Source organism: Bacillus sp. FSL R10-2201 (assembly GCF_038008665.1).
Lineage (GTDB): Bacteria > Bacillota > Bacilli > Bacillales > Bacillaceae_G > Bacillus_A > Bacillus_A mycoides.
In genome coordinates this window covers 4,515,963-4,534,418 of record NZ_JBBOZP010000001.1, presented here as the reverse complement: position 1 = coordinate 4,534,418, position 18,456 = coordinate 4,515,963, and the positions used below count along the sequence as shown (strand labels likewise).

Below are 18,456 nucleotides of genomic sequence, written 5' to 3'. Positions count from 1 at the left end.
CGTGAGCGCAAAGCTTTTTTTATTTTGTTTTACTTACAATTTGAATGCAAGAACTACAATAAACTTCCCCGTCTAGCTCAATATACTTCTTCATATTTGTCATACCACTTGCCGGAAATGGCATATGAATCCACGCTTTTTCATACGTTTGTATTTCCTTTTCACATGATTTACAAAGGATTGGTTTCTTACGGAACATAGACGGTCAGCCTTTCAGTTGACGCGCTTTTCCTGCGCAAAAAGCACTGCTCATTAAAAATAGTGTTGCGAATATAATACTCACTAATGTAGCGTATGGAATCGCGCCTTTTAAGGAAAAGCCGACAGTGATGGAAGCGACGAATAAGAGGATGAATGTTGTTGTTAGTTTTTTGTAAAGTTCCATAATAATTTAAGCTCCTTATTAAGAATTAATATGTTTGAAAACAAGATTTTCTATGATGAGAAAATATGTTACAATTAATTATAACATTCAAAATATTTTCAACTATATATTTTTACTCATTTTAGTTTATACCAGGAATATGGACGTGTTTTTAGTAATAATTAGGAATGTGAAGTCTAAAAAACGGTATGTTAATTTAAAGTGTGTAAAATCAATTTTTGAAGGGGGTATTTTGAAATGAATATATTTAATATTGTAACAAGAGTAATAGCACTTGTATTATTAGGGATTATAACTATAGTTTTTATTAATCTAAATAAAACACTAACTAATATGATGGAAGTTTTAGGGGCTTTACTTAATGCGTTAGGTGGTTCGTGAACCGAAGTTGAATTCTCGCTTAGGAGATATTGTTAGGTGAAAAATTAGAAATTATTAGAGAAGGTTAATAATAAAAATTTGAGAAAGACACTTAGAGATGGTTTGGGTATTGACTCGACCATCTTTTTACTGTTGATTAATAAAATGCTACTGATATTTGTTATCAAAACCATTTTTATGTAAGATAAAAAATGATTCTCTAAGTGTGTAGTTTAAATCAGTGCGCTAGGGAGAGGTATAAGTTTGTTTCTTTGGGTATGTAGAGAAGTCCTTAATTATCTTCTTAATAGCAGTTTCTTTTTAAACGGCAATAGCCTCCTAAATTGCCATATTTATTATGGAAATTTAGGAGGTGATTTTTCATGCATCACTACTTATATTCTTTTTTTTGTATATTTCCATTAATAAAAGTTTGTTAATATGTTTATCTGTCCGCTACATACATTGAAATTATATCAGTTGCATGAACAGTGCCACCTGATCTGAAGTAAGCATGACTTAATTTGACACCTAGATCACCGGATGTATTTGAAGTTCTGATACCCGGTCTCATTGTAGCGGATGTTGGCGTAGGGTTAAATAAGTTTTTATTTAATGTCCATCTACCATATTTTTCACTTAATAAAGAAGTACTTGTTATACTGAACCCACTTATATTAAAACTCCAACTAAAACTAGGAACAAAGCCAGATAAGCCGACTGATGCAGTAGGCCCTGATGTACTATCAGGACCATAATCTATTAATTTTTGGGCAGAAAACGGAACGGCTAATCTTGTCGTCCATTCTACAAAGGGAGGATTAGTTATAGTATTTTGGAGTTGGTTAGTGGAACTTACATCCCAAACAGATCCTGTAGTTCCGTTGATGTCTACATTAGAAGAGACTCTCGTAAATTGAACTTGTGATGTTAATTTTGCACCAGTTGAGAACGACCAGTTATAATCTCTAAATGCACTTCCAGAGCCAGCAGCATATGAAATATTAGAAGGTGTTTGCAATGTAGAATTTAGATTCGTACTTTTTTTATTTATTTCATTTAATGCTTCTTTTTGGATGCTTTGAATGTTTTCTGCTTTGGTATCAGATAGATAATAGCTTTTATAGTTTATATTGTTTATATAATAATCGGCAACCGCGAATAAATTCATTTCGGGATTCTCCGAACGCTCTAAAATATTAGTCTCAATTGGATTTCCATTATTATGATATAGTTGTATTTCAGCGGAATTTGTCGGCATTACAGACCGGACGTTTTTTACTGGAGTATCTTTTGATTCATTCCAGTTGGAAAGTTTTACTTGGGCAATCTCTGGCTGTTTTTCCTCAGCGCTACCAGCAGAGGCGAATGCAAATAAGGAACTTGATGCAAGTAGAAGAGAGAGAGAGGCTTTTTGGATAGTATTACTTTTCATTTTTATCACCCTTTTTATATTATTTAACAAGAAAGAGGGTTAAGGATATCTTTTTCTATTATCTTTCTTGTTAGGAACCATCTAATATTTCTATTTAAAGGTTTGGTATAAATAGGGAATATGATTAAGGAACTTAGATGAATAGTTATTTTTATCAATTAAAGTAATTATTTACCTTTATTGTAACAGATTACTTTTTGTTCTTGCGAGTAAAATTCAGAAAAAACAGTTTACTTATTTTTTGTGGGGAGTTTTTTTAACCTGATTAATAGTTTTTAGTCTTAAGGTAGAAGCACAAGTTTTTTACTTGCAACAGTATAAATATACGTATAATAAAGTAAAGAAAAATTTTTAGGAGGGGTAGATAAGACGTGAGCGTAACCGAACATAAAAAACAAGCTCCAAAAGAAGTGCGCTGCAAGATCGTGACGATTTCTGATACACGTACAGAAGAGACGGACAAGAGCGGACAACTATTACATGCATTATTAAAAGAAGCAGGGCATACAGTGACCTCTTATGAAATTGTAAAAGATGATAAAGAGAGTATTCAGCAAGCGGTGTTAGCTGGTTATCATCGGGAAGATGTTGATGTCGTGTTAACAAATGGCGGTACTGGTATTACGAAACGTGATGTGACGATTGAAGCAGTATCAGCGTTATTAGATAAAGAAATTGTTGGGTTTGGTGAGTTGTTCCGTATGATTAGCTATTTAGAAGATATCGGAAGCAGCGCAATGTTAAGTAGAGCGATCGGCGGTACAATTGGGCGCAAAGTTGTCTTTTCCATGCCAGGGTCTAGCGGAGCAGTTCGCCTTGCGATGAATAAATTAATTTTACCGGAATTAGGTCATATTACATTTGAGCTGCATCGCCAATGAGTAAGTATGCTGGAATTGTATTGGCAGGCGGTATGTCGAGTCGATTTGGTGAGCCGAAAGCGTTAGCGAGCTGGCAAGGGAGTACTTTTATAGAGCATATTTTGAAAGTGATGACAACTGCGTTACAAGAAGTTGTAGTCATTAGTCATTCTGATATAAAAGAGCGAGTAGAGCAACTTGTACAAGTTCCTGTTATAGAAGATATTCCGCATTATAAAGGAAATGGACCACTTGCTGGAATTGTATCAGGAATGGAATATATAGAAGCAGATTGGTACGCTATTATGCCTTGCGATGCGCCAAATGTTTCGCATGAATGGTTTACCATTTTACTAGAGCAAACGAGTAATGAATATGATGCGGTTGTTCCTATTATTAATGGAAGAAAACAACCGTTACTTGCAGCGTACCATAACCGTGTGAAAGACAAGATTTATGCTTTGCTTCAGGAAGAAAAAAGAAGTATGGGCCAACTTTTATCACAATGTAATGTGAAATATATTGTTGGTGAGGATGTACAGGCGAATGCAGATTGGTTTATAAATGTGAATACGAAAGCAGAATACGTACAGGCTCAAAAAGACCTTTCAAATGAATGAAAGGTTTTTTGATATACAGAAATTGGGGAACAATTGCTGTATATAGGTATGTGAGTAAGTAGATTTTAAGGGGAATCTCTTAAAATCTCTATACAGTAAAAATACTATATAACCATATATTAATTTTTATGGGTTTTTATTACAATTCTGTTTAGTTATGTATCTTTTTGTTATAATGAATATAGGAATAAAATGATATTTCACCTTATGTATCATTTATTAAACTAAAATTTATAACTGTGTAATAAACTCCCTTCGTTTTTTGGAAGGGAGTTTTTCTGTTTAAGCGAGTAATTCTGATGCAGTGTGCTGAAGGACTTCTTCATATTGGTCAAGTAAGCCACGAAAGATCTCATCCCAGCTTTTTGATTTAGCATAAGACGAAGCTGCTATGCCCATTTGCATAAGCAGCTCTTCATTTTGCAATAAAGAATGGATGGAGGATAGAAAGGAATCTGTATCTTTTGGCGGACAAAGAATTCCCGTTTTTCCATCTGTAATAATATTTTTAACCCCGCCACTATTTGCACCAATGACAGGTGTACCGCATGCAAATGATTCAAGTACGACATTTCCGAACGTTTCAGTAGCTGATGGAAATACCATCATATGAGAACAAGCATATGCTTCAGCTAAATCCGTGCCTTGTAAATATCCAGTAAAAGTGACATTTGTTTTCGGAACAGCTTCACGCAAATTTGTTGCTAGAGGCCCGTCTCCAGCGATGAGCCAATGAATATCGTCACGTTCTTTGTTTGTCGTTTGAATAAGTGTTTGAAGAGTATCGATATCTTTTTCAGGAGCAAGGCGCCCGACGTAGGAAAGAATATATTTCGCTGTAATATTATATTTTTTTCGGAATAGGTCTTTATTGTAAGTTGGATGAAAGAGAGTACAATCTACACCACGTCCCCAAATATAGAGCTGTTGAAACCCTTTTTTCTTTAATTGATGTAATGTTTCAGGAGAAGGAACAAAGTTTTTTTGCATATGACTATGAAACCAGCTTAAATAGTTCCATAGCATATTGGAGAGAAATTCGATTTTGTAATAGCGTAAATAGGCGTCAAAATCAGTATGATAAGAACCGACAACTGGGATATTTAACTTTTTGGCATAATATAACCCACAAAGTCCCATATTGAAAGGCGTAGCGATGTGAATGATATCAGGTTTAAAGGCAAGAAGTTCCCGCTTAATGCGCGGAGTAGGAAAGGCAAAGCGACATTCTGGATATAATATTGTTAACGGGATACTTCTCATTTTGTTCACATTCGCTACGAAATTATCTTCTGCCGTATGCTGGGGGGCGAAAACAGAATAGGCGATATTTTCTTTTTGAAAATATTTAGTTAAACGTTCCAAAGTTTTCGCCACACCGTTGACTTGTGGTGTAAATGTATCGGTAAATATGGCGACTCTCATCATATCGCTCCTTTACATGAGTGGAATGAGTTGATAAAAAGAGATGATGCCAGAGCAAGTGCCAAGGCACATGCCTACAAATACATCTGACGGATAATGAAGCCCTAAATAAATACGGGAAATACCGACGCATAATGCTAACGGTAATAGAAAAGCAAGCAAGTTTGGATTATAGCAAATAAATGGAATGAGGACAGAGAAAACAGCCGTTGTATGTCCGGATGGAAAAGAATGATCTTTTAAAGGCTGTACTGGATATTTCGCATCTTGAATTGTTAAATAAGGACGTTTTCGTGGATACCATCTTTTTAATATTTGCACAGGAATATGGCTAATTGTTAAAGAAATAGCAGTTGCAATTGCAGCTTGATGCAAATTCCCTGTTGCGAAAATTAAAAAGAATAGGGTAAGTGCAATGGAAAAACTTGCACCACCGATATGGGTAATATTGCTGAAAAAGATGTTTAATGTTTTTTGATCAAAGTAGCGATTAATTCCTTTGAAGATGTAACATTCTATTTTATATAGTCCACTGACCTTCATGAGATTTTTCCTCCCTCATTTACATATATATGGAGTTATTAACTTCTATTTTAATAAGATTTTATTGAGGGGATAATAAGGTTTTGTAAAGAAAAAGTTAGATTTTTTCATAAAAAAAGCTGCCAGTCTTATGGCAGCGATAAAATCACTTTTGTAACGATTTATAATATTGTCCTTTTTCAACGTATTGTGTGCGGATACGTTCCATATCTTTACGGTCTTCTTCTGTTAATTCGCGAATGACCTTCGCAGGGCGACCGAAAGCTAACGTATTAGGAGGGATTTTCTTTCCTTGTGAAACGAGACTACCAGCACCGATGAAAGCTCCTTCACCAATTTCAGCGCCATCTAATATGATAGATCCCATTCCGATTAAAGCATCTTTTTCAATTTTGCAGCTATGTAAAATAACTTGATGCCCAACGGTAACGTCATCTTCTAAAATAAGAGGATACTGGGGGCTTTGGTGAAGTGTACATTGATCTTGTACATTTACTCTATTTCCAATTATCGTTGGTGATACATCACCGCGGATGACTGTATTAAACCAAATGCTAGATTCTTCGCCAATTGTCACATCGCCTGTAATGGTAACATAGTCAGCGATAAAAGCACTACTCGCAATTTTTGGATTTTTTTCTTTGTAAGGATATATCATGTAAAGCCTTCCTTTCCTAGAGACTAGTTTTAGTGTATCAAATTATGAGAAAGAGTGAAATGGAGGAGGTCCGTATGTGGAATTATGAAGCAGAGGAAGCGAAAGCTGTAGTCGTTATCGTGCACGGCGCAATGGAATATCACGGACGTTACGAAGCTATAGCAGAAATGTGGAATCATATCGGCTACCACGTTGTGATGGGAGACCTTCCATCACATGGAACGACTTCGAGAAATAGAGGACATATTGATTCATTTGATGAATACATAGAGGAAGTTAAATTATGGGTGAAAGAGGCAAGGAAGTATCGATTACCTATTTTTATATTTGGTCATAGTATGGGTGGTCTTATTGTCATTCGTATGATGCAAGAAACGAAGAGAGAAGATGTAGATGGTATTATTTTAAGTTCACCATGTTTAGGTGTATTAACTGGACCTTCTGCTCCGCTTCGAGCTGCCTCAAAAATATTAAATGTTGTTGCTCCAAAATTGCAATTTGCAACGAATCTTACAGTGGAAATGTCAACTCGTAATCATGAAGTGAGAGATGCGATGGAGAATGATTCATTGTTCTTGCGCAAAGTATCAGTACGTTGGTATAGTGAATTGATTAAGTCTATCGAAATTGCGCATAAAAAAATAGGCGATTTTCCAGACGTTCCACTCTTGCTAATGCAGGCTTGTGAGGATAAACTTGTAGATAAAACACGTGTCCGTACTTGGTTTGATAATGTTAAAATAAGTGATAAGGCTTTTAAAGAATGGCCGAATTGTTATCATGAGTTATTAAATGAGTATGAGCGTGATGAAATTTTGAATTATATTCAGTCATTTACTGAAATACGCATCAATAACATAATAGAAACAAATAAGTAAATTATTTGTACATTGAATAGAGGAGATGAAGGAAGAAGTGAACGTACCGAGTAATCCCATAACGCTCATGGCGAAAGTATACCGTGATGTGTTTCCGGTAGTACACCATGAGCTAGCGATGTGGAAAGAGCGTGCCTACCATATTCCGAATGACGAGCTTCATAGTCAGGCAATCGCAAGTATTGAGAATAAAACGTTTCATTGCGAGGGCGGTGGCATTTTAGCGCTACTAGCAAATGAACATCGTGAGGAATGTATTCGTTTTATCGTAGCTTATCAAACGATTAGCGACTATTTAGATAATTTATGTGATCGTAGTACATCACTTGACCCGAAAGACTTTGCGGCTCTTCATGAGTCGATGGTAATGGCATTAAGCCCTGAAGTTGAAGGGGGCGGTAACTATTATCGTTATCGTGATGATCAAGATGATGGTGGTTATTTAGATGAGCTTGTTGAAACATGTCAGGATGTTTTAAAGAAAACGAAGCATTATGATAAAATTGCTCCAATTCTTCATGAACTTGCTTGTTATTATTGTGATTTGCAAATTCATAAACACGTGAAGTTAGAAGAAAGAGAACCACGCTTAAAAACATGGTTTGAAGCGCATAAAGAAAATTTACCACCGATGAGTTGGTTTGAATTTTCAGCATGTGCAGGTTCTACGCTTGGAATTTTCTGTCTTGTAGCATATGCATTTCATGATGAGTTACATGAAGAAGATATTGTGAAAATTAGACAAGGGTATTTTCCATACGTACAAGGACTTCACATTTTACTTGATTATTTCATCGATCAAGAAGAAGACCGTATCGGTGGAGATTTGAATTTCTGTAGTTATTATGAAAACGAGCAAGCTATATTAGATCGTATGAAACATTTTGTAGAAGAAGCAGAGAAGAGCATTGGTGATTTGCCTCATGCGAAGTTTCATCGTCTCATAAGCCGAGGATTACTTGGTATTTATTTATCAGATCAAAAAGTATCAGCGCAAAAGAATATGCACAAAATGGCACGGCGCATTGTAAAATACGGAGGGCTCACTTCACGATTCTTCTACTGGAACGGGAAGATGTACCGAAAGAAAATGGCGCAGTGATGAAGAAAACCACTCTTGTAGAGTGGTTTTCTTATTATGATTGTATTTTTGAAAATACATATATGAGAAGTTCAATTGCGAAAATAACTAAAACAGATAGTCCGAATAAAGGCATGACAGCGCCTAGTATAACCATCATGATAAAGAAAACGATTATGCTTTTCTTATCTCTTTGCTTTGGCGGTGCTGCTAATTTTCCTTTCGGTTTTCTCGCTAACCACATTTTTACTCCGTAATAAATAAGAAGTAATAAAGATAACGTCGTTAGTAAGCATAATATTTTATTTGGCCATCCGAATAAATGTCCTTCGTGAAGTGGGATACCGTAAGTAAACCATTGTGCAAATAATCCATAATCACGATAGTCCGTTTTGGAAATAAGTTCTCCGCTATATTGATCAAAATAAGCTGTTATTTCTTCATTTGGTGCGACATGCATACCCGTAATACCGGAACCGCTTGATTTCGAAACGGTGAATACACCTTTCGGATCAGCCGGTAGTGAGATAACATATGGCTTCTTTATTTCAATTCCTTTTTGTAATTCATCGACAGAAATTGCTTTTGGCTCATTTGAATTCGATTCAGGAGGAGCTTCTTTTCTAGTTGCCCACGGTAATTCTTTTACCTTCGATTCAGGCGGTGCCATATACAATGTCGGATATCCAATCGATTCATTCGACGATGCGATTTTATAAATTTGGTTCCCCATAAATCCTGACCATGGTAATCCAGATGCGACTAACAAAACGAGTGGAATTGTAAATATAATACCGATAATAGAATGACGTCGTTTTGCTTTTTCTCGCTTAGTGGATGCGGGTGTGTTTTTGAATTGGCGTATACTCATATACAATCCAGTCACAATTAAAAAGATTGTCCAGCATGCCGCAAGCTCTACAGTATAGTTGACGACAGTACCACCAACTAAAAGAGAACTATGTAATTCCCGCATTATATTGGCAAAAGTTTCACTTGCATTTTGATCTCCAACAATTTGATTATTGCTATCTAAATACACATATTTTTGCTTTCCTGTATATTCATTTGCAATAGTAAGTCTCGTATTATAATCCCCATTAAACTCACTAATTTTCGCCACACTATAATGTGGATATTTTTTCTCTGTTAAGAAAAGCGAATCAGCCATCGAAATAGACTCTGTTTGGGCGCTCTTCCCAAAATATAAATCTTTATAGATGAAATCTTCAACTTCCTCCCGAAATAAATACCCAATTCCGCTCAGTGACAATGTAATAAGAAGCGGCGTAATAAAAAGCCCGGCGTAAAAATGCCACCTCCAAAAAATATAATGAAGCGAACGATTTACCTTCATACTTCAGTTCCCCTAACCTTCCCTATATGAATAAACTACTTATTTAATATAGCGAGATTAAGTGTGATTACTTTGAAATAATTGTGAAAAAAGTTAAAAGTTTTGGTTGTTTTTATCAAACATAAAACACATTTTAAAAAGGATGTGTTCTATGTTTATGAAGACTTTTTTATATTTGATGCATAGATCCTAACAACTGCTTTCGCAAGACATTGAGCGGAATCAACAAAGTCCTCACTCACCACCACATTCAAATCGGTACATGCGATAATAGCGGTATCTACTTCGTCTTTTAACTGTAAAACGAGCAGACTCCATAATTTACGAGCTTCCTCAATTTCTCCGCCTTTAATACAAGTAATAATTTGATTAATCATTTCTTGCCATTGTTCATTATGAATGTACTCTATATCACGTTTTGTAATTCCATCTTGGTAAATACTTGCTTGAACAGTCGCTTCTGTTGCAAGAAGAGCGACTCTTTTTGTATTTTCAGGAATTGCTTTTAACGTCTCATCGACTATATTCAAAATAGGAATGGTAATAGAACGCTGTAATTCCTCGAAATAAAGATGCGCTGTATTACATGGCATTGCGATGAAATCTACACCAGTACTTTCAAGTTTTTGCGCTCCTTCAATAATCGCTTTTTTCATCGCCGCATGATCAATAGGGCGATCCATATAAAACGGTGTTGGGCACGAATAAATCATCATATGAGGAAAGTCCATATCATGCTTTGCTCCATAAATTGTTTGGCACTCTGCTACAACTGTATCGACGAATGGTCCGGTTGATTTTGGACCCATTCCTGCTAGTATTCCAATCATTGTTTAGTCCCCTTTAATATGTAATCAAAAACGTTTTCTGCGAACGAGAAAAAGAAATAAAGTAAGTAATAAAAATGAATATACGATAGCCCAAGCTGTAAGCCATAGAGTATGAGTAAGTATATTATATTTGTATTGTCCAAGCATTATAAAGCTTTCGACAGGTGGTAAAAACCATAGTAACTCTTTTTTTAACCGGATTGAGGCAATCGTCATAAGTAATATAAATGTAAGACTAAGCCAAGCGGTGCTTGCTTTTTGAATAATATTTCTAGTAAATAATGTTGCGATTGAAATTCCTAGTATAGATAAAGACATGTGAGCGAGAAATCCGACTAGAAATAAAGAAGCTGTCATTTTTTCATTAAACATTTGCAAAATAATTGGATAGATTACGGATATAAAAGATAAAACAGTACAAATAAGAAGAGCCGTAATATATTTACCAACGTATAATGCCGAAATATTATTTGTATGTGAAATAGTGATTTGTTCTTGTACAGGATCTTCAGTATGAAAAATTGTGACTGTAATCCAGGCAGATAATAAATAAAGTGCGAGTGCTGTTTCTAAGTATGTTGGTACAATGGGAGTTGGTTTATATGTATATACAAAAAGTAAGCTTATGCAGTACATCGCAATAGGAGGAATGTACTTATACGATTTCGTGTAGTCGAGAAAATGGTAACGAATAAGCGCAAACATAATAAACCTTCTTTCGATTTAAAAATTAGGCTGTAGCAGTGTGATAGATGCTTTTTTATGTAATAAAAACTGAAGCATTTCGTTTGCATATTCCTTTTCGATTTGTAATTGAATGAGGTTTTGATTTGAATTGTGTGTAACTTGTATAAATCCTGATTGCTTTTGTAGTTCTATAGCTGAAAATGTTTCGTGAACAATTGCCTCAATATAGACCTGTTCTGTTGATTTTTGCACAGAGGTATCTTCCGCAATTGTATGATTTGCTAATGTCACAATTCTATCGGCGAAGTTTTCTAGTAGTTGTTTTTCGTGACATGTGAAGAGTATAGATATGCCTTGTTGTTTTAATGAGAGTAAAATATGCTCTAATTCTTGCTGAGAGTTAGGGTCGAGTCCAGAAAGAGGTTCATCTAGAATTAATAAATGGACGTCCGTAAGTAATGCTTGCATAATGCCTGTTTTTTGTTTCATACCTTTTGAAAAGTTTCGTACAACGTAATGCTTTGCATGATGTAGATGAAAAGATTCAAGGAGCATCGGAATTTTATTTCTTAAATATTTTGTTGATAAACCGTGAATGTGGCCGAGATGATATAAATAATCCTCTAATGTAAAACGAATTCCTTCAGGAAAATGTTCAGGGACATAACTGATTTGTATATGTTCTTTTCTTTGAAGTGTCCCTGCCGTAGGTGGAATAAAGCCTGCAATTATTTTGAGTAAAGTACTTTTTCCAGTCCCGTTCCCACCAATAATAGCGAGTGCTTCTCCTTCTGGAATGGATAAATCGATGTTGTCTAGTATAAGTGATTTGCCATACTTCTTTTGAATTCCCCTTAGTTCTACTAGCAAAGTTCTATCCTTCTTTCTTCAAATATTGTATACATCCATTATATAGGAGAATAAGAAAAAGACGTGCAATGAATGCACGTCTTTTTTTGTTATGTTTTGTCGAATGATCGATATATCTGAAAAATCGTTGATATAATTATCCTGCTATTTGCCGGACAGTAAACCTCACTGATTAAAGTTTCACTTTATCGCTTCTCAATCGCCACAATAAATGGCGGGTTATTTTGCTGGTTAATGAAGCCGTATCGCAAAACGTGAGCTTCTTTTTGATCTAGTTCTTCTGCAAATTTAAGTACAGCGTCGCGTTCTACTTGTCCTTCTGGATGTCCGTGGTAAATGACAAGGACGATGATACCTTCAGGTGCCATTACTCCTAGTAATTGTTCAATTGCCGAGAGTGTTGAGTTCGGTTTTGTAACGATATGCTTGTCACCACCAGGAAGGTAACCTAAGTTGAAGATAGCGCCTGTTACTTTTCCTTTTGCATCTTCTGGTAGTACGGATAGAAGCGTATCGTGACTATCGTGAACTAAAACAGTACGTTCAAAAAGCTCTTTTTCTTTTAGGCGGATAGTAGAGCTTTCAATTGCTTCTTTTTGAATATCAAATCCAAATACTTTTCCGTTATCTCCAACGATTTCAGCTAGGAAGCAAGTGTCGTGACCATTTCCTAAAGTTGCATCTACAGCGTAATCGCCTTCTTTAACAGCCGTTTGCAGCAGCGAGCGAGCAAACGGTAATACACGTTCTAATTTCATTTTTGTTTCTCCTCATTTGCATATTTTCCTTGCCAGCTTCCGCGGCGTACAAATTCTGCATCGATGGAATTTAATACTTCCCATTTATTTAAGCTCCACATTGGGCCAATCATTAAATCAGGTGGACCGTCACCTGTGATGCGGTGCACAATTACATCTTCTGGAATAATTTCAAGTTGGTCAACAACGAGACTTACGTAATCTTCAAGAGAAAGGAATTCTAATTGTCCTTTTTCATATTGCTTCACCATTGGCGTTCCTTTTAATAAATGAAGTAAGTGGATTTTAATTCCTTGTACGTCAAGCTTTGCTACTTCACGAGTTGTTTCCATCATCATGTCATAATCTTCAAGGGGAAGACCGTTAATAATATGCGAGCAAACTCTAATGCCATGCTTACGTAATTTATTTACGCCCTCAACGTAAGAAGGATAATCGTGAGCACGATTAATAAGATTTGCAGTACGTTCATGGACGGTTTGTAGTCCGAGTTCAACCCAAAGGTACGTGCGTTTATTTAAGTCCGCTAAATATGCAACAACATCGTCTGGTAAGCAATCTGGACGAGTTGCGATAGAAAGACCGACAACATCTTTTTCTGCTAGAAGCGGTTCGAATTTTTCTTTTAACACTTCAAGTGGTGCATGTGTATTTGTGTAAGCCTGAAAATAAGCGATACATTTTCCGTCTTTCCACTTTGAGTGCATTTTTTCTTTCATTTCATGATATTGCGTTATAACATCATCGCGGCGATCGCCAGCGAAGTCACCAGATCCAGCAGCACTACAAAACGTGCAACCACCGTAAGCAACTGTACCGTCACGGTTCGGGCAATCGAAGCCAGCATCTAATGAAACTTTAAAGATTTTTTCACCAAATTCATTTCGTAAGTGATAATTCCATGTATGATAACGTTTATTGTCATTTGTATATGGAAAAGGGTTTTGAACCTTCATTATTTTCCCTCCTAAGACGAGTCAAAATGAAACAAAATCCATTATAACATACTCATAAGGTTCATATGGAAGGGACACACTAAAGGGGAATTGAAGCAAGGAGGGACAATTATGGCAGAGCGTCAATCACTTGAAGAGTATATTACACAGGCAGAACAAGCGGTGGAATATGCGAAAGAACAATTAGACCAAGGCATGAGACAAGAGCATTACAATACGATGGAGTATTCGGATGCTCAGTTACAATTAGAACAAGCATATAACGACTTACAAACTATGCAGCAACATGCGAATGATGAGCAACGTGAGCAATTAAATAGAGCACGTATGGCAATTCGCCAATTGCAACATCAAATGATTATTACACCGCACTAATAAGGAGTGAATGTAATGGCAAAACGTTCAGATCAAAATAATCCAGAGCAAAAAACGCAAAATGGACATAACGCTGAATTTTCAAATGAACTTGATCCAGTTGTTCAAGTGAAACAGCGTAACAGTAAAAAAGGACAACCTCAAAGATCGAAGCAATCAGAGTAAACCAGGTCGAAATACGACCTGGTTTTATTTTATTACAAAAGTGTAAGGTAATTGTAATGTTAACAAATAGCAGTTCACCTCCAAAAGGCGCAAAATAGGTAATGGAAAAACAAGTGTAGGAGGATATATATGACGAAACCAGTTGTAGACGTGAAAAACGTTCAAAAAGTGTACGGTAAAAAAGGTGAGAACCAATCACACGCGTTAAAAGGTGTTTCATTCTCAATTCAAGAGGGTGAGTTTGTTGGAATTATGGGACCATCTGGTTCTGGTAAAACGACATTGTTAAATGTAATTTCAACGCTTGATAAAGCAACGGGCGGCGTTGTTGAAATTGCGGGTACGGACATTACGAAAATGAAGCAAGGTGAGCTTTCTGATTTCCGTTCGCAAAAGTTAGGATTCATTTTCCAAGACTTCAACTTATTAGAGAACTTATCTATTTATGAGAACATTGCACTTCCACTTTCACTTCAAGGTGTTTCATCACGTAATATTGGACCGAAAGTAGAGAAAGTAGCGGATATGTTAGGGATTACAGAAATTCTTCAAAAGTATCCAACTGAAGTATCCGGTGGACAGAAACAGCGTTCAGCAGCAGCACGCGCACTAGTGCATGAGCCGGCAATTATTTTAGGAGACGAGCCAACAGGAGCTCTTGATTCGAAAAATGCAGCAAGTTTACTTGATGCGATGACAAACTTAAATGAAGAACAAGGCGTATCTATTATGATGGTTACGCATGATCCATATAGTGCAAGTTACTGTCAGCGTATTTTATTCATTCAAGATGGTGAGCTATATAAAGAAATTCATCGCGGTGGTACGCGTGAAGAGTTCTACAAAGAAATTTTAGATGTACTTGCAGATTTAGGTACACAAAAAGCGTAAGAAAGGAGGTTCCAGTATGTTATTTAAACTTTCCATGTCAGGGCTAAAGAGTAAGCTGAAAGATTATATTGTCTTACTTGTTGGTCTTGTCATGTCGATTTCAATTTTTTATATGTTCCAAACGTTAGCGCTGAATAAAGCGTTTATCGAATCCAATTCTGTTATTAAGTCTATTGGTTTCGTATTCCAAGCAGGTTCATTTTTATTAGCAATTATAACGTTCTTCTACATTTTATATGCAAACTCTTTCTTATTATCTCTTCGTCAAAAAGAGTTTGGTATGTACATGATGTTAGGTGCAAAAAAGCATAAAGTTACATTACTTATGTTTATTGAAACGATTGTATTAGGTGCTGCGTCTCTTGCGATTGGACTTACAGTTGGTGTAGGACTTGCAGAAGGTATCGGACAGTTATTAATGAAACAATTAGAATTTGCTGGTGAAGGCTATAAGGCATTTTATCTACCATCTATGACTGTTACTTGCATTTTCTTCTTTGCATTATTTGTATTATCAGCAATTATGAACAGTATTAAGTTATCACGTATTTCAGTACTGCAACTTGTACATGCAGATGCACAAACAGAACGTGTTGCGGTAAAAGGAAAAATGACAGGTGTCGTTGCAATCCTTGCTGTTATTTTATTAGGAATTGGCTATGCATCAATGATTTACATGGAAAAACTAAGAGAAATGGGAATCCTTATTGCATTAATTACAACAACAACTGGTACTTACATGCTATTTGGATCACTTCTCCCAGTTATCATTAGAAAGTTAAAGAGTAATAAAAAGCGTAGTGAAAAAGGACTTAATGCTTTTACGTTTGCACAATTAAATTTCCGTATTAATAGCTTAACGAAAGTACTTGCAACGGTAGCGATGTTAGTTGCTCTTGGAGCGGGTGCAATTTCAGGTGGTATGGCGTTTAAAAATAACGTTATAAAAATGGTTGATGGTTTAGTAATATATGATTCAGTTATTCATAACCCAACAGCTGAAGAAAAGAAAATTTTAGATGGTATTACATTTAAAGAGAAAAATGAATATCGTTACAAAGTTGATAATAAATACGTTTATTATGTAAAAGAAGATTTAGAGAAAAAACCTCCTTTCGTACAAGATACAAAACAGATGGAAAGTATGAAGGATTTAGGAAAAATAAAGAAAGTTTCAGAGGAACTACCAGTAGGTGCAGTTTCTAGAGAAATGAATGAAAAAGATGCGAGTGCTAAAGAACTTCCAGAAGAATGGAACGAGGCTTTCAGAACAATTCAGCCATTTTATCTATATGAAGATCATGCAATTAAAATTGTAGATCAGAAAATGTACGATACTGTAAATGGTAAAGAAGGAATCGTAGTTACTGGAAAAACAGACGATTTTGTAGCATACACAAAAGAATGGAAAAAACTTGACGAGTTGCAGCTAGTTAAATATAAAAATGTAAAAGCTGAAAGATTAGATAGTAAATATCAATCTTACAATGGATTCTACGGCATTGCGAGTGGAACAGTATTTATGGGATTCTTCCTTGGAATTGCGTTCTTAGCAATGATGGCAAGTTGTTTAATGTTTAAAATTCTTTCTGGTGCATCAAAAGATATTACGCGTTATCAAATGCTTCGCAAAATCGGTGTGCGTCGTGAGTTATTAACGAAATCGATTTATAAAGAATTATTCTTAGTATTCTTATTCCCAGCAATTGTGGGGATCGCTCACGTATTAGTTGGTATGAATATTTTCGGATTTATTTTAATGGATCCTTACTTCCGTATTTGGGTACCAATCGTAATTTTCGTAGTTATTTATGCGATTTATTACTTCATTACAGTTCAATTGTATAAAGGAATTGTTCTTCCAAAAGAAGATTAATAGGTAAAAAGCCGAGTGAAAGTGCTCGGCTTTTTGTATTTTCAGAAAAAACACTTTAATGTTACTGAAATATATAATATAATGTAAATAAGTAACATAATATGAAAGTATCAGCAACCGAAAAATGAAAGGAGGAATCCGATCTGTAGAAAGAAGCTGAACTTGTACTCCCCCTATTTTTTCTACCCACACCGTATTTGTACAATCATAAATTTCCAAATGAAAAATTGTCGTAAGAGTATATTGTGAAAATAATGGATAATACATGGAAATCTCATAGCATGATAAGGTAAAATGGACAGGATAATGAGAAAATTACCGTTCATAAGATGAGGAGATACATGTATGGAAGTTGTAGAGGCATTAAAAGATATAAGCCAAATTGAGGCTATGAAAAAGTACTTAAAAGAGCACTCGCAGCGAGATTATCTTTTATTTGTTATTGGAATTAACACTGGATTAAAGATTACTGAGCTACTTAGTATGAAATTTGAAGAGGTATTAAATGAAGATAAGACTGTTAAAGAGTTTTATTCTCTTCCTGTGAAAGATGAAAAATTTAAACAAGATATTTATTTAAATACAAAAGTAAAAGAAGCCCTTTTAGAGTATGTAAAATCTATTGATGCTCAAAGAGAAAACTACGTATTTCAATCTAATAAAACGACAAATTCAATCTCACGCCAACAAGCATATCGTGTTATCCATAGCGCGGCTGAAGCGGTTGGGATTGTTGGAAAGATTGGAACGAATTCAATGCGAAAAACATTTGGATTTCATGCGTACAAAAGAGGAATAGCGATTGCGCTATTGCAAAAGCATTTTCATCACGCAACTCCATCAGAAACGCTCAAGTATTTAGGAATCTCAAAAGATGAGAAGTTTAAAACAGAGATTGATGTAGATTTGTAAAAGCCGTAACTAAAAACTTTAGGAGGCGGAAAATATGAATATTAGAGAGAGTGAACTACCGGGCATTGGGTGTAAATTCGAAGTGATAACAAAAGGTAATGAAAAAATGGTTATCGTTATTCATGATGATGGCCGAAGAGAAATGTATCATTTTGATGCGGATCACGATGAGAGTATTTCAAGCATTTCTCTTCGTGATTCTGAAGCGAGACAAATTGCGGCTATATTAGGCGGAATGGTATATAGGCCGCAAGCGCTAGACACAATTGAGATGGCTTTTGAAGGATTATCAATTGAATGGTTTAAGGTGGAGAATAATGCACCAGTAGTACAACAAACAATTGGTAGCTTACATGTCAGAAAAACGTATAACGTAACGATTATTGCTATTTTGAAAAAGAATATGAAGAAATTCTTTAATCCAGGTCCAGACTCTATTATTGAAGCTGGCGATATGCTCGTATTGTCGGGTGAAAGACATGAAGTGAAAAGAATTATTAATGAATTGCTTTCAGCAGGAGGTGATTCCTAATC

The 18,456-nt window shown here is 35.6% G+C and carries 23 protein-coding genes; 11 read left to right on the top strand and 12 right to left on the bottom strand.

Annotated elements, in window-relative coordinates; genetic code table 11:
- Positions 1-19: 19 nt before the first annotated feature.
- Both NSQ69_RS23485 and NSQ69_RS23480 read right to left on the bottom strand, forming a co-directional pair.
- The gene (locus NSQ69_RS23485; protein WP_000488702.1) at positions 20-199 is read right to left on the bottom strand and encodes a hypothetical protein; all 180 of its coding nucleotides are present in this window, start codon (positions 197-199) and stop codon (positions 20-22) included.
- A 6-nt stretch (positions 200-205) separates the two neighbouring features.
- On the bottom strand, positions 206-385 hold the full coding sequence (locus NSQ69_RS23480; protein WP_002034406.1) for a hypothetical protein: 180 nt from the start codon (positions 383-385) through the stop codon (positions 206-208).
- 237 nt (positions 386-622) lie between these two features.
- Here NSQ69_RS23480 and NSQ69_RS23475 point away from each other — a divergent pair, with 237 nt between their 5' ends.
- Positions 623-766 carry a hypothetical protein gene (locus NSQ69_RS23475; RefSeq protein ID WP_002129538.1) on the top strand — a complete coding sequence of 48 codons (144 nt, stop codon included), beginning with the start codon at positions 623-625 and terminating at the stop codon, positions 764-766.
- A 424-nt stretch (positions 767-1,190) separates the two neighbouring features.
- Here the strand turns inward: NSQ69_RS23475 and NSQ69_RS23470 are convergent, their stop codons facing one another.
- Positions 1,191-2,180 (bottom strand): hypothetical protein, encoded by a 990-nt coding sequence (locus tag NSQ69_RS23470; protein ID WP_002129537.1) that lies wholly within the window; start codon positions 2,178-2,180, stop codon positions 1,191-1,193.
- A 371-nt stretch (positions 2,181-2,551) separates the two neighbouring features.
- On the opposite strand from NSQ69_RS23470, the gene NSQ69_RS23465 reads away from it, so the two are divergent.
- Both NSQ69_RS23465 and NSQ69_RS23460 read left to right on the top strand, forming a co-directional pair.
- Positions 2,552-3,061 (top strand): MogA/MoaB family molybdenum cofactor biosynthesis protein, encoded by a 510-nt coding sequence (locus tag NSQ69_RS23465; RefSeq protein WP_002129536.1) that lies wholly within the window; start codon positions 2,552-2,554, stop codon positions 3,059-3,061.
- Positions 3,058-3,660, top strand: coding sequence for a molybdenum cofactor guanylyltransferase (locus NSQ69_RS23460; protein WP_002129534.1), 603 nt, complete (start codon positions 3,058-3,060; stop codon positions 3,658-3,660). Before NSQ69_RS23465 ends, NSQ69_RS23460 begins: the two co-directional genes overlap by 4 nt.
- Positions 3,661-3,942: 282 nt before the next feature.
- Here the strand turns inward: NSQ69_RS23460 and NSQ69_RS23455 are convergent, their stop codons facing one another.
- The 3 genes from NSQ69_RS23455 to NSQ69_RS23445 form a co-directional block, all read right to left on the bottom strand.
- The gene (locus tag NSQ69_RS23455; protein WP_002129533.1) at positions 3,943-5,085 is read right to left on the bottom strand and encodes a glycosyltransferase family 4 protein; all 1,143 of its coding nucleotides are present in this window, start codon (positions 5,083-5,085) and stop codon (positions 3,943-3,945) included.
- 12 nt (positions 5,086-5,097) lie between these two features.
- The gene (locus NSQ69_RS23450; RefSeq protein ID WP_002167520.1) at positions 5,098-5,628 is read right to left on the bottom strand and encodes a phosphatase PAP2 family protein; all 531 of its coding nucleotides are present in this window, start codon (positions 5,626-5,628) and stop codon (positions 5,098-5,100) included.
- Between the two features lie 145 nt (positions 5,629-5,773).
- The gene (locus tag NSQ69_RS23445) at positions 5,774-6,286 is read right to left on the bottom strand and encodes a gamma carbonic anhydrase (RefSeq protein ID WP_002015678.1); all 513 of its coding nucleotides are present in this window, start codon (positions 6,284-6,286) and stop codon (positions 5,774-5,776) included.
- 74 nt (positions 6,287-6,360) lie between these two features.
- On the opposite strand from NSQ69_RS23445, the gene NSQ69_RS23440 reads away from it, so the two are divergent.
- On the top strand, positions 6,361-7,164 hold the full coding sequence (locus NSQ69_RS23440; RefSeq protein ID WP_002129529.1) for an alpha/beta hydrolase: 804 nt from the start codon (positions 6,361-6,363) through the stop codon (positions 7,162-7,164).
- A gap of 37 nt (positions 7,165-7,201) precedes the next feature.
- Complete coding sequence (locus NSQ69_RS23435; RefSeq protein WP_002089107.1) at positions 7,202-8,266, top strand: tetraprenyl-beta-curcumene synthase family protein; 1,065 nt, start codon at positions 7,202-7,204, stop codon at positions 8,264-8,266.
- Positions 8,267-8,300: 34 nt separating this feature from the next.
- Here NSQ69_RS23435 and NSQ69_RS23430 read toward each other — a convergent pair whose 3' ends face one another.
- From NSQ69_RS23430 to NSQ69_RS23405, 6 genes are all read right to left on the bottom strand, one after another.
- Positions 8,301-9,602, bottom strand: coding sequence for a PepSY-associated TM helix domain-containing protein (locus tag NSQ69_RS23430; RefSeq protein ID WP_002129527.1), 1,302 nt, complete (start codon positions 9,600-9,602; stop codon positions 8,301-8,303).
- Positions 9,603-9,757: 155 nt separating this feature from the next.
- On the bottom strand, positions 9,758-10,432 hold the full coding sequence (locus NSQ69_RS23425; RefSeq protein WP_002184795.1) for an aspartate/glutamate racemase family protein: 675 nt from the start codon (positions 10,430-10,432) through the stop codon (positions 9,758-9,760).
- A 24-nt stretch (positions 10,433-10,456) separates the two neighbouring features.
- On the bottom strand, positions 10,457-11,137 hold the full coding sequence (locus NSQ69_RS23420) for a hypothetical protein (RefSeq protein ID WP_002067629.1): 681 nt from the start codon (positions 11,135-11,137) through the stop codon (positions 10,457-10,459).
- An 18-nt stretch (positions 11,138-11,155) separates the two neighbouring features.
- Entirely contained in the window at positions 11,156-11,989 is an 834-nt protein-coding gene (locus NSQ69_RS23415) for an ABC transporter ATP-binding protein (protein WP_002034419.1), read from the bottom strand.
- A 185-nt stretch (positions 11,990-12,174) separates the two neighbouring features.
- Positions 12,175-12,747 (bottom strand): class I SAM-dependent methyltransferase, encoded by a 573-nt coding sequence (locus NSQ69_RS23410; protein ID WP_002184797.1) that lies wholly within the window; start codon positions 12,745-12,747, stop codon positions 12,175-12,177.
- Positions 12,744-13,703: a TIGR01212 family radical SAM protein gene (locus NSQ69_RS23405; RefSeq protein ID WP_002129523.1), complete on the bottom strand. Its 960-nt coding sequence runs from the start codon at positions 13,701-13,703 to the stop codon at positions 12,744-12,746. The genes NSQ69_RS23410 and NSQ69_RS23405 overlap by 4 nt, the downstream gene beginning before the upstream one ends.
- Before the next feature lie 111 nt (positions 13,704-13,814).
- Here NSQ69_RS23405 and NSQ69_RS23400 point away from each other — a divergent pair, with 111 nt between their 5' ends.
- The 6 genes from NSQ69_RS23400 (at position 13,815) to NSQ69_RS23375 (ending at position 18,454) form a co-directional block, all read left to right on the top strand.
- Positions 13,815-14,078, top strand: coding sequence for a YtzC family protein (locus NSQ69_RS23400; protein WP_002089099.1), 264 nt, complete (start codon positions 13,815-13,817; stop codon positions 14,076-14,078).
- Positions 14,079-14,093: 15 nt separating this feature from the next.
- Positions 14,094-14,243 carry a hypothetical protein gene (locus tag NSQ69_RS23395; RefSeq protein ID WP_001129345.1) on the top strand — a complete coding sequence of 50 codons (150 nt, stop codon included), beginning with the start codon at positions 14,094-14,096 and terminating at the stop codon, positions 14,241-14,243.
- A 129-nt stretch (positions 14,244-14,372) separates the two neighbouring features.
- Complete coding sequence (locus NSQ69_RS23390; RefSeq protein WP_002129519.1) at positions 14,373-15,134, top strand: ABC transporter ATP-binding protein; 762 nt, start codon at positions 14,373-14,375, stop codon at positions 15,132-15,134.
- Between the two features lie 16 nt (positions 15,135-15,150).
- Positions 15,151-17,010 (top strand): FtsX-like permease family protein, encoded by a 1,860-nt coding sequence (locus NSQ69_RS23385; protein ID WP_002129517.1) that lies wholly within the window; start codon positions 15,151-15,153, stop codon positions 17,008-17,010.
- 345 nt (positions 17,011-17,355) lie between these two features.
- Positions 17,356-17,922, top strand: coding sequence for a tyrosine-type recombinase/integrase (locus tag NSQ69_RS23380; RefSeq protein ID WP_000454225.1), 567 nt, complete (start codon positions 17,356-17,358; stop codon positions 17,920-17,922).
- A gap of 34 nt (positions 17,923-17,956) precedes the next feature.
- On the top strand, positions 17,957-18,454 hold the full coding sequence (locus NSQ69_RS23375; RefSeq protein ID WP_001026048.1) for a cation:proton antiporter regulatory subunit: 498 nt from the start codon (positions 17,957-17,959) through the stop codon (positions 18,452-18,454).
- The last annotated feature ends 2 nt before the right edge of the window (positions 18,455-18,456 follow it).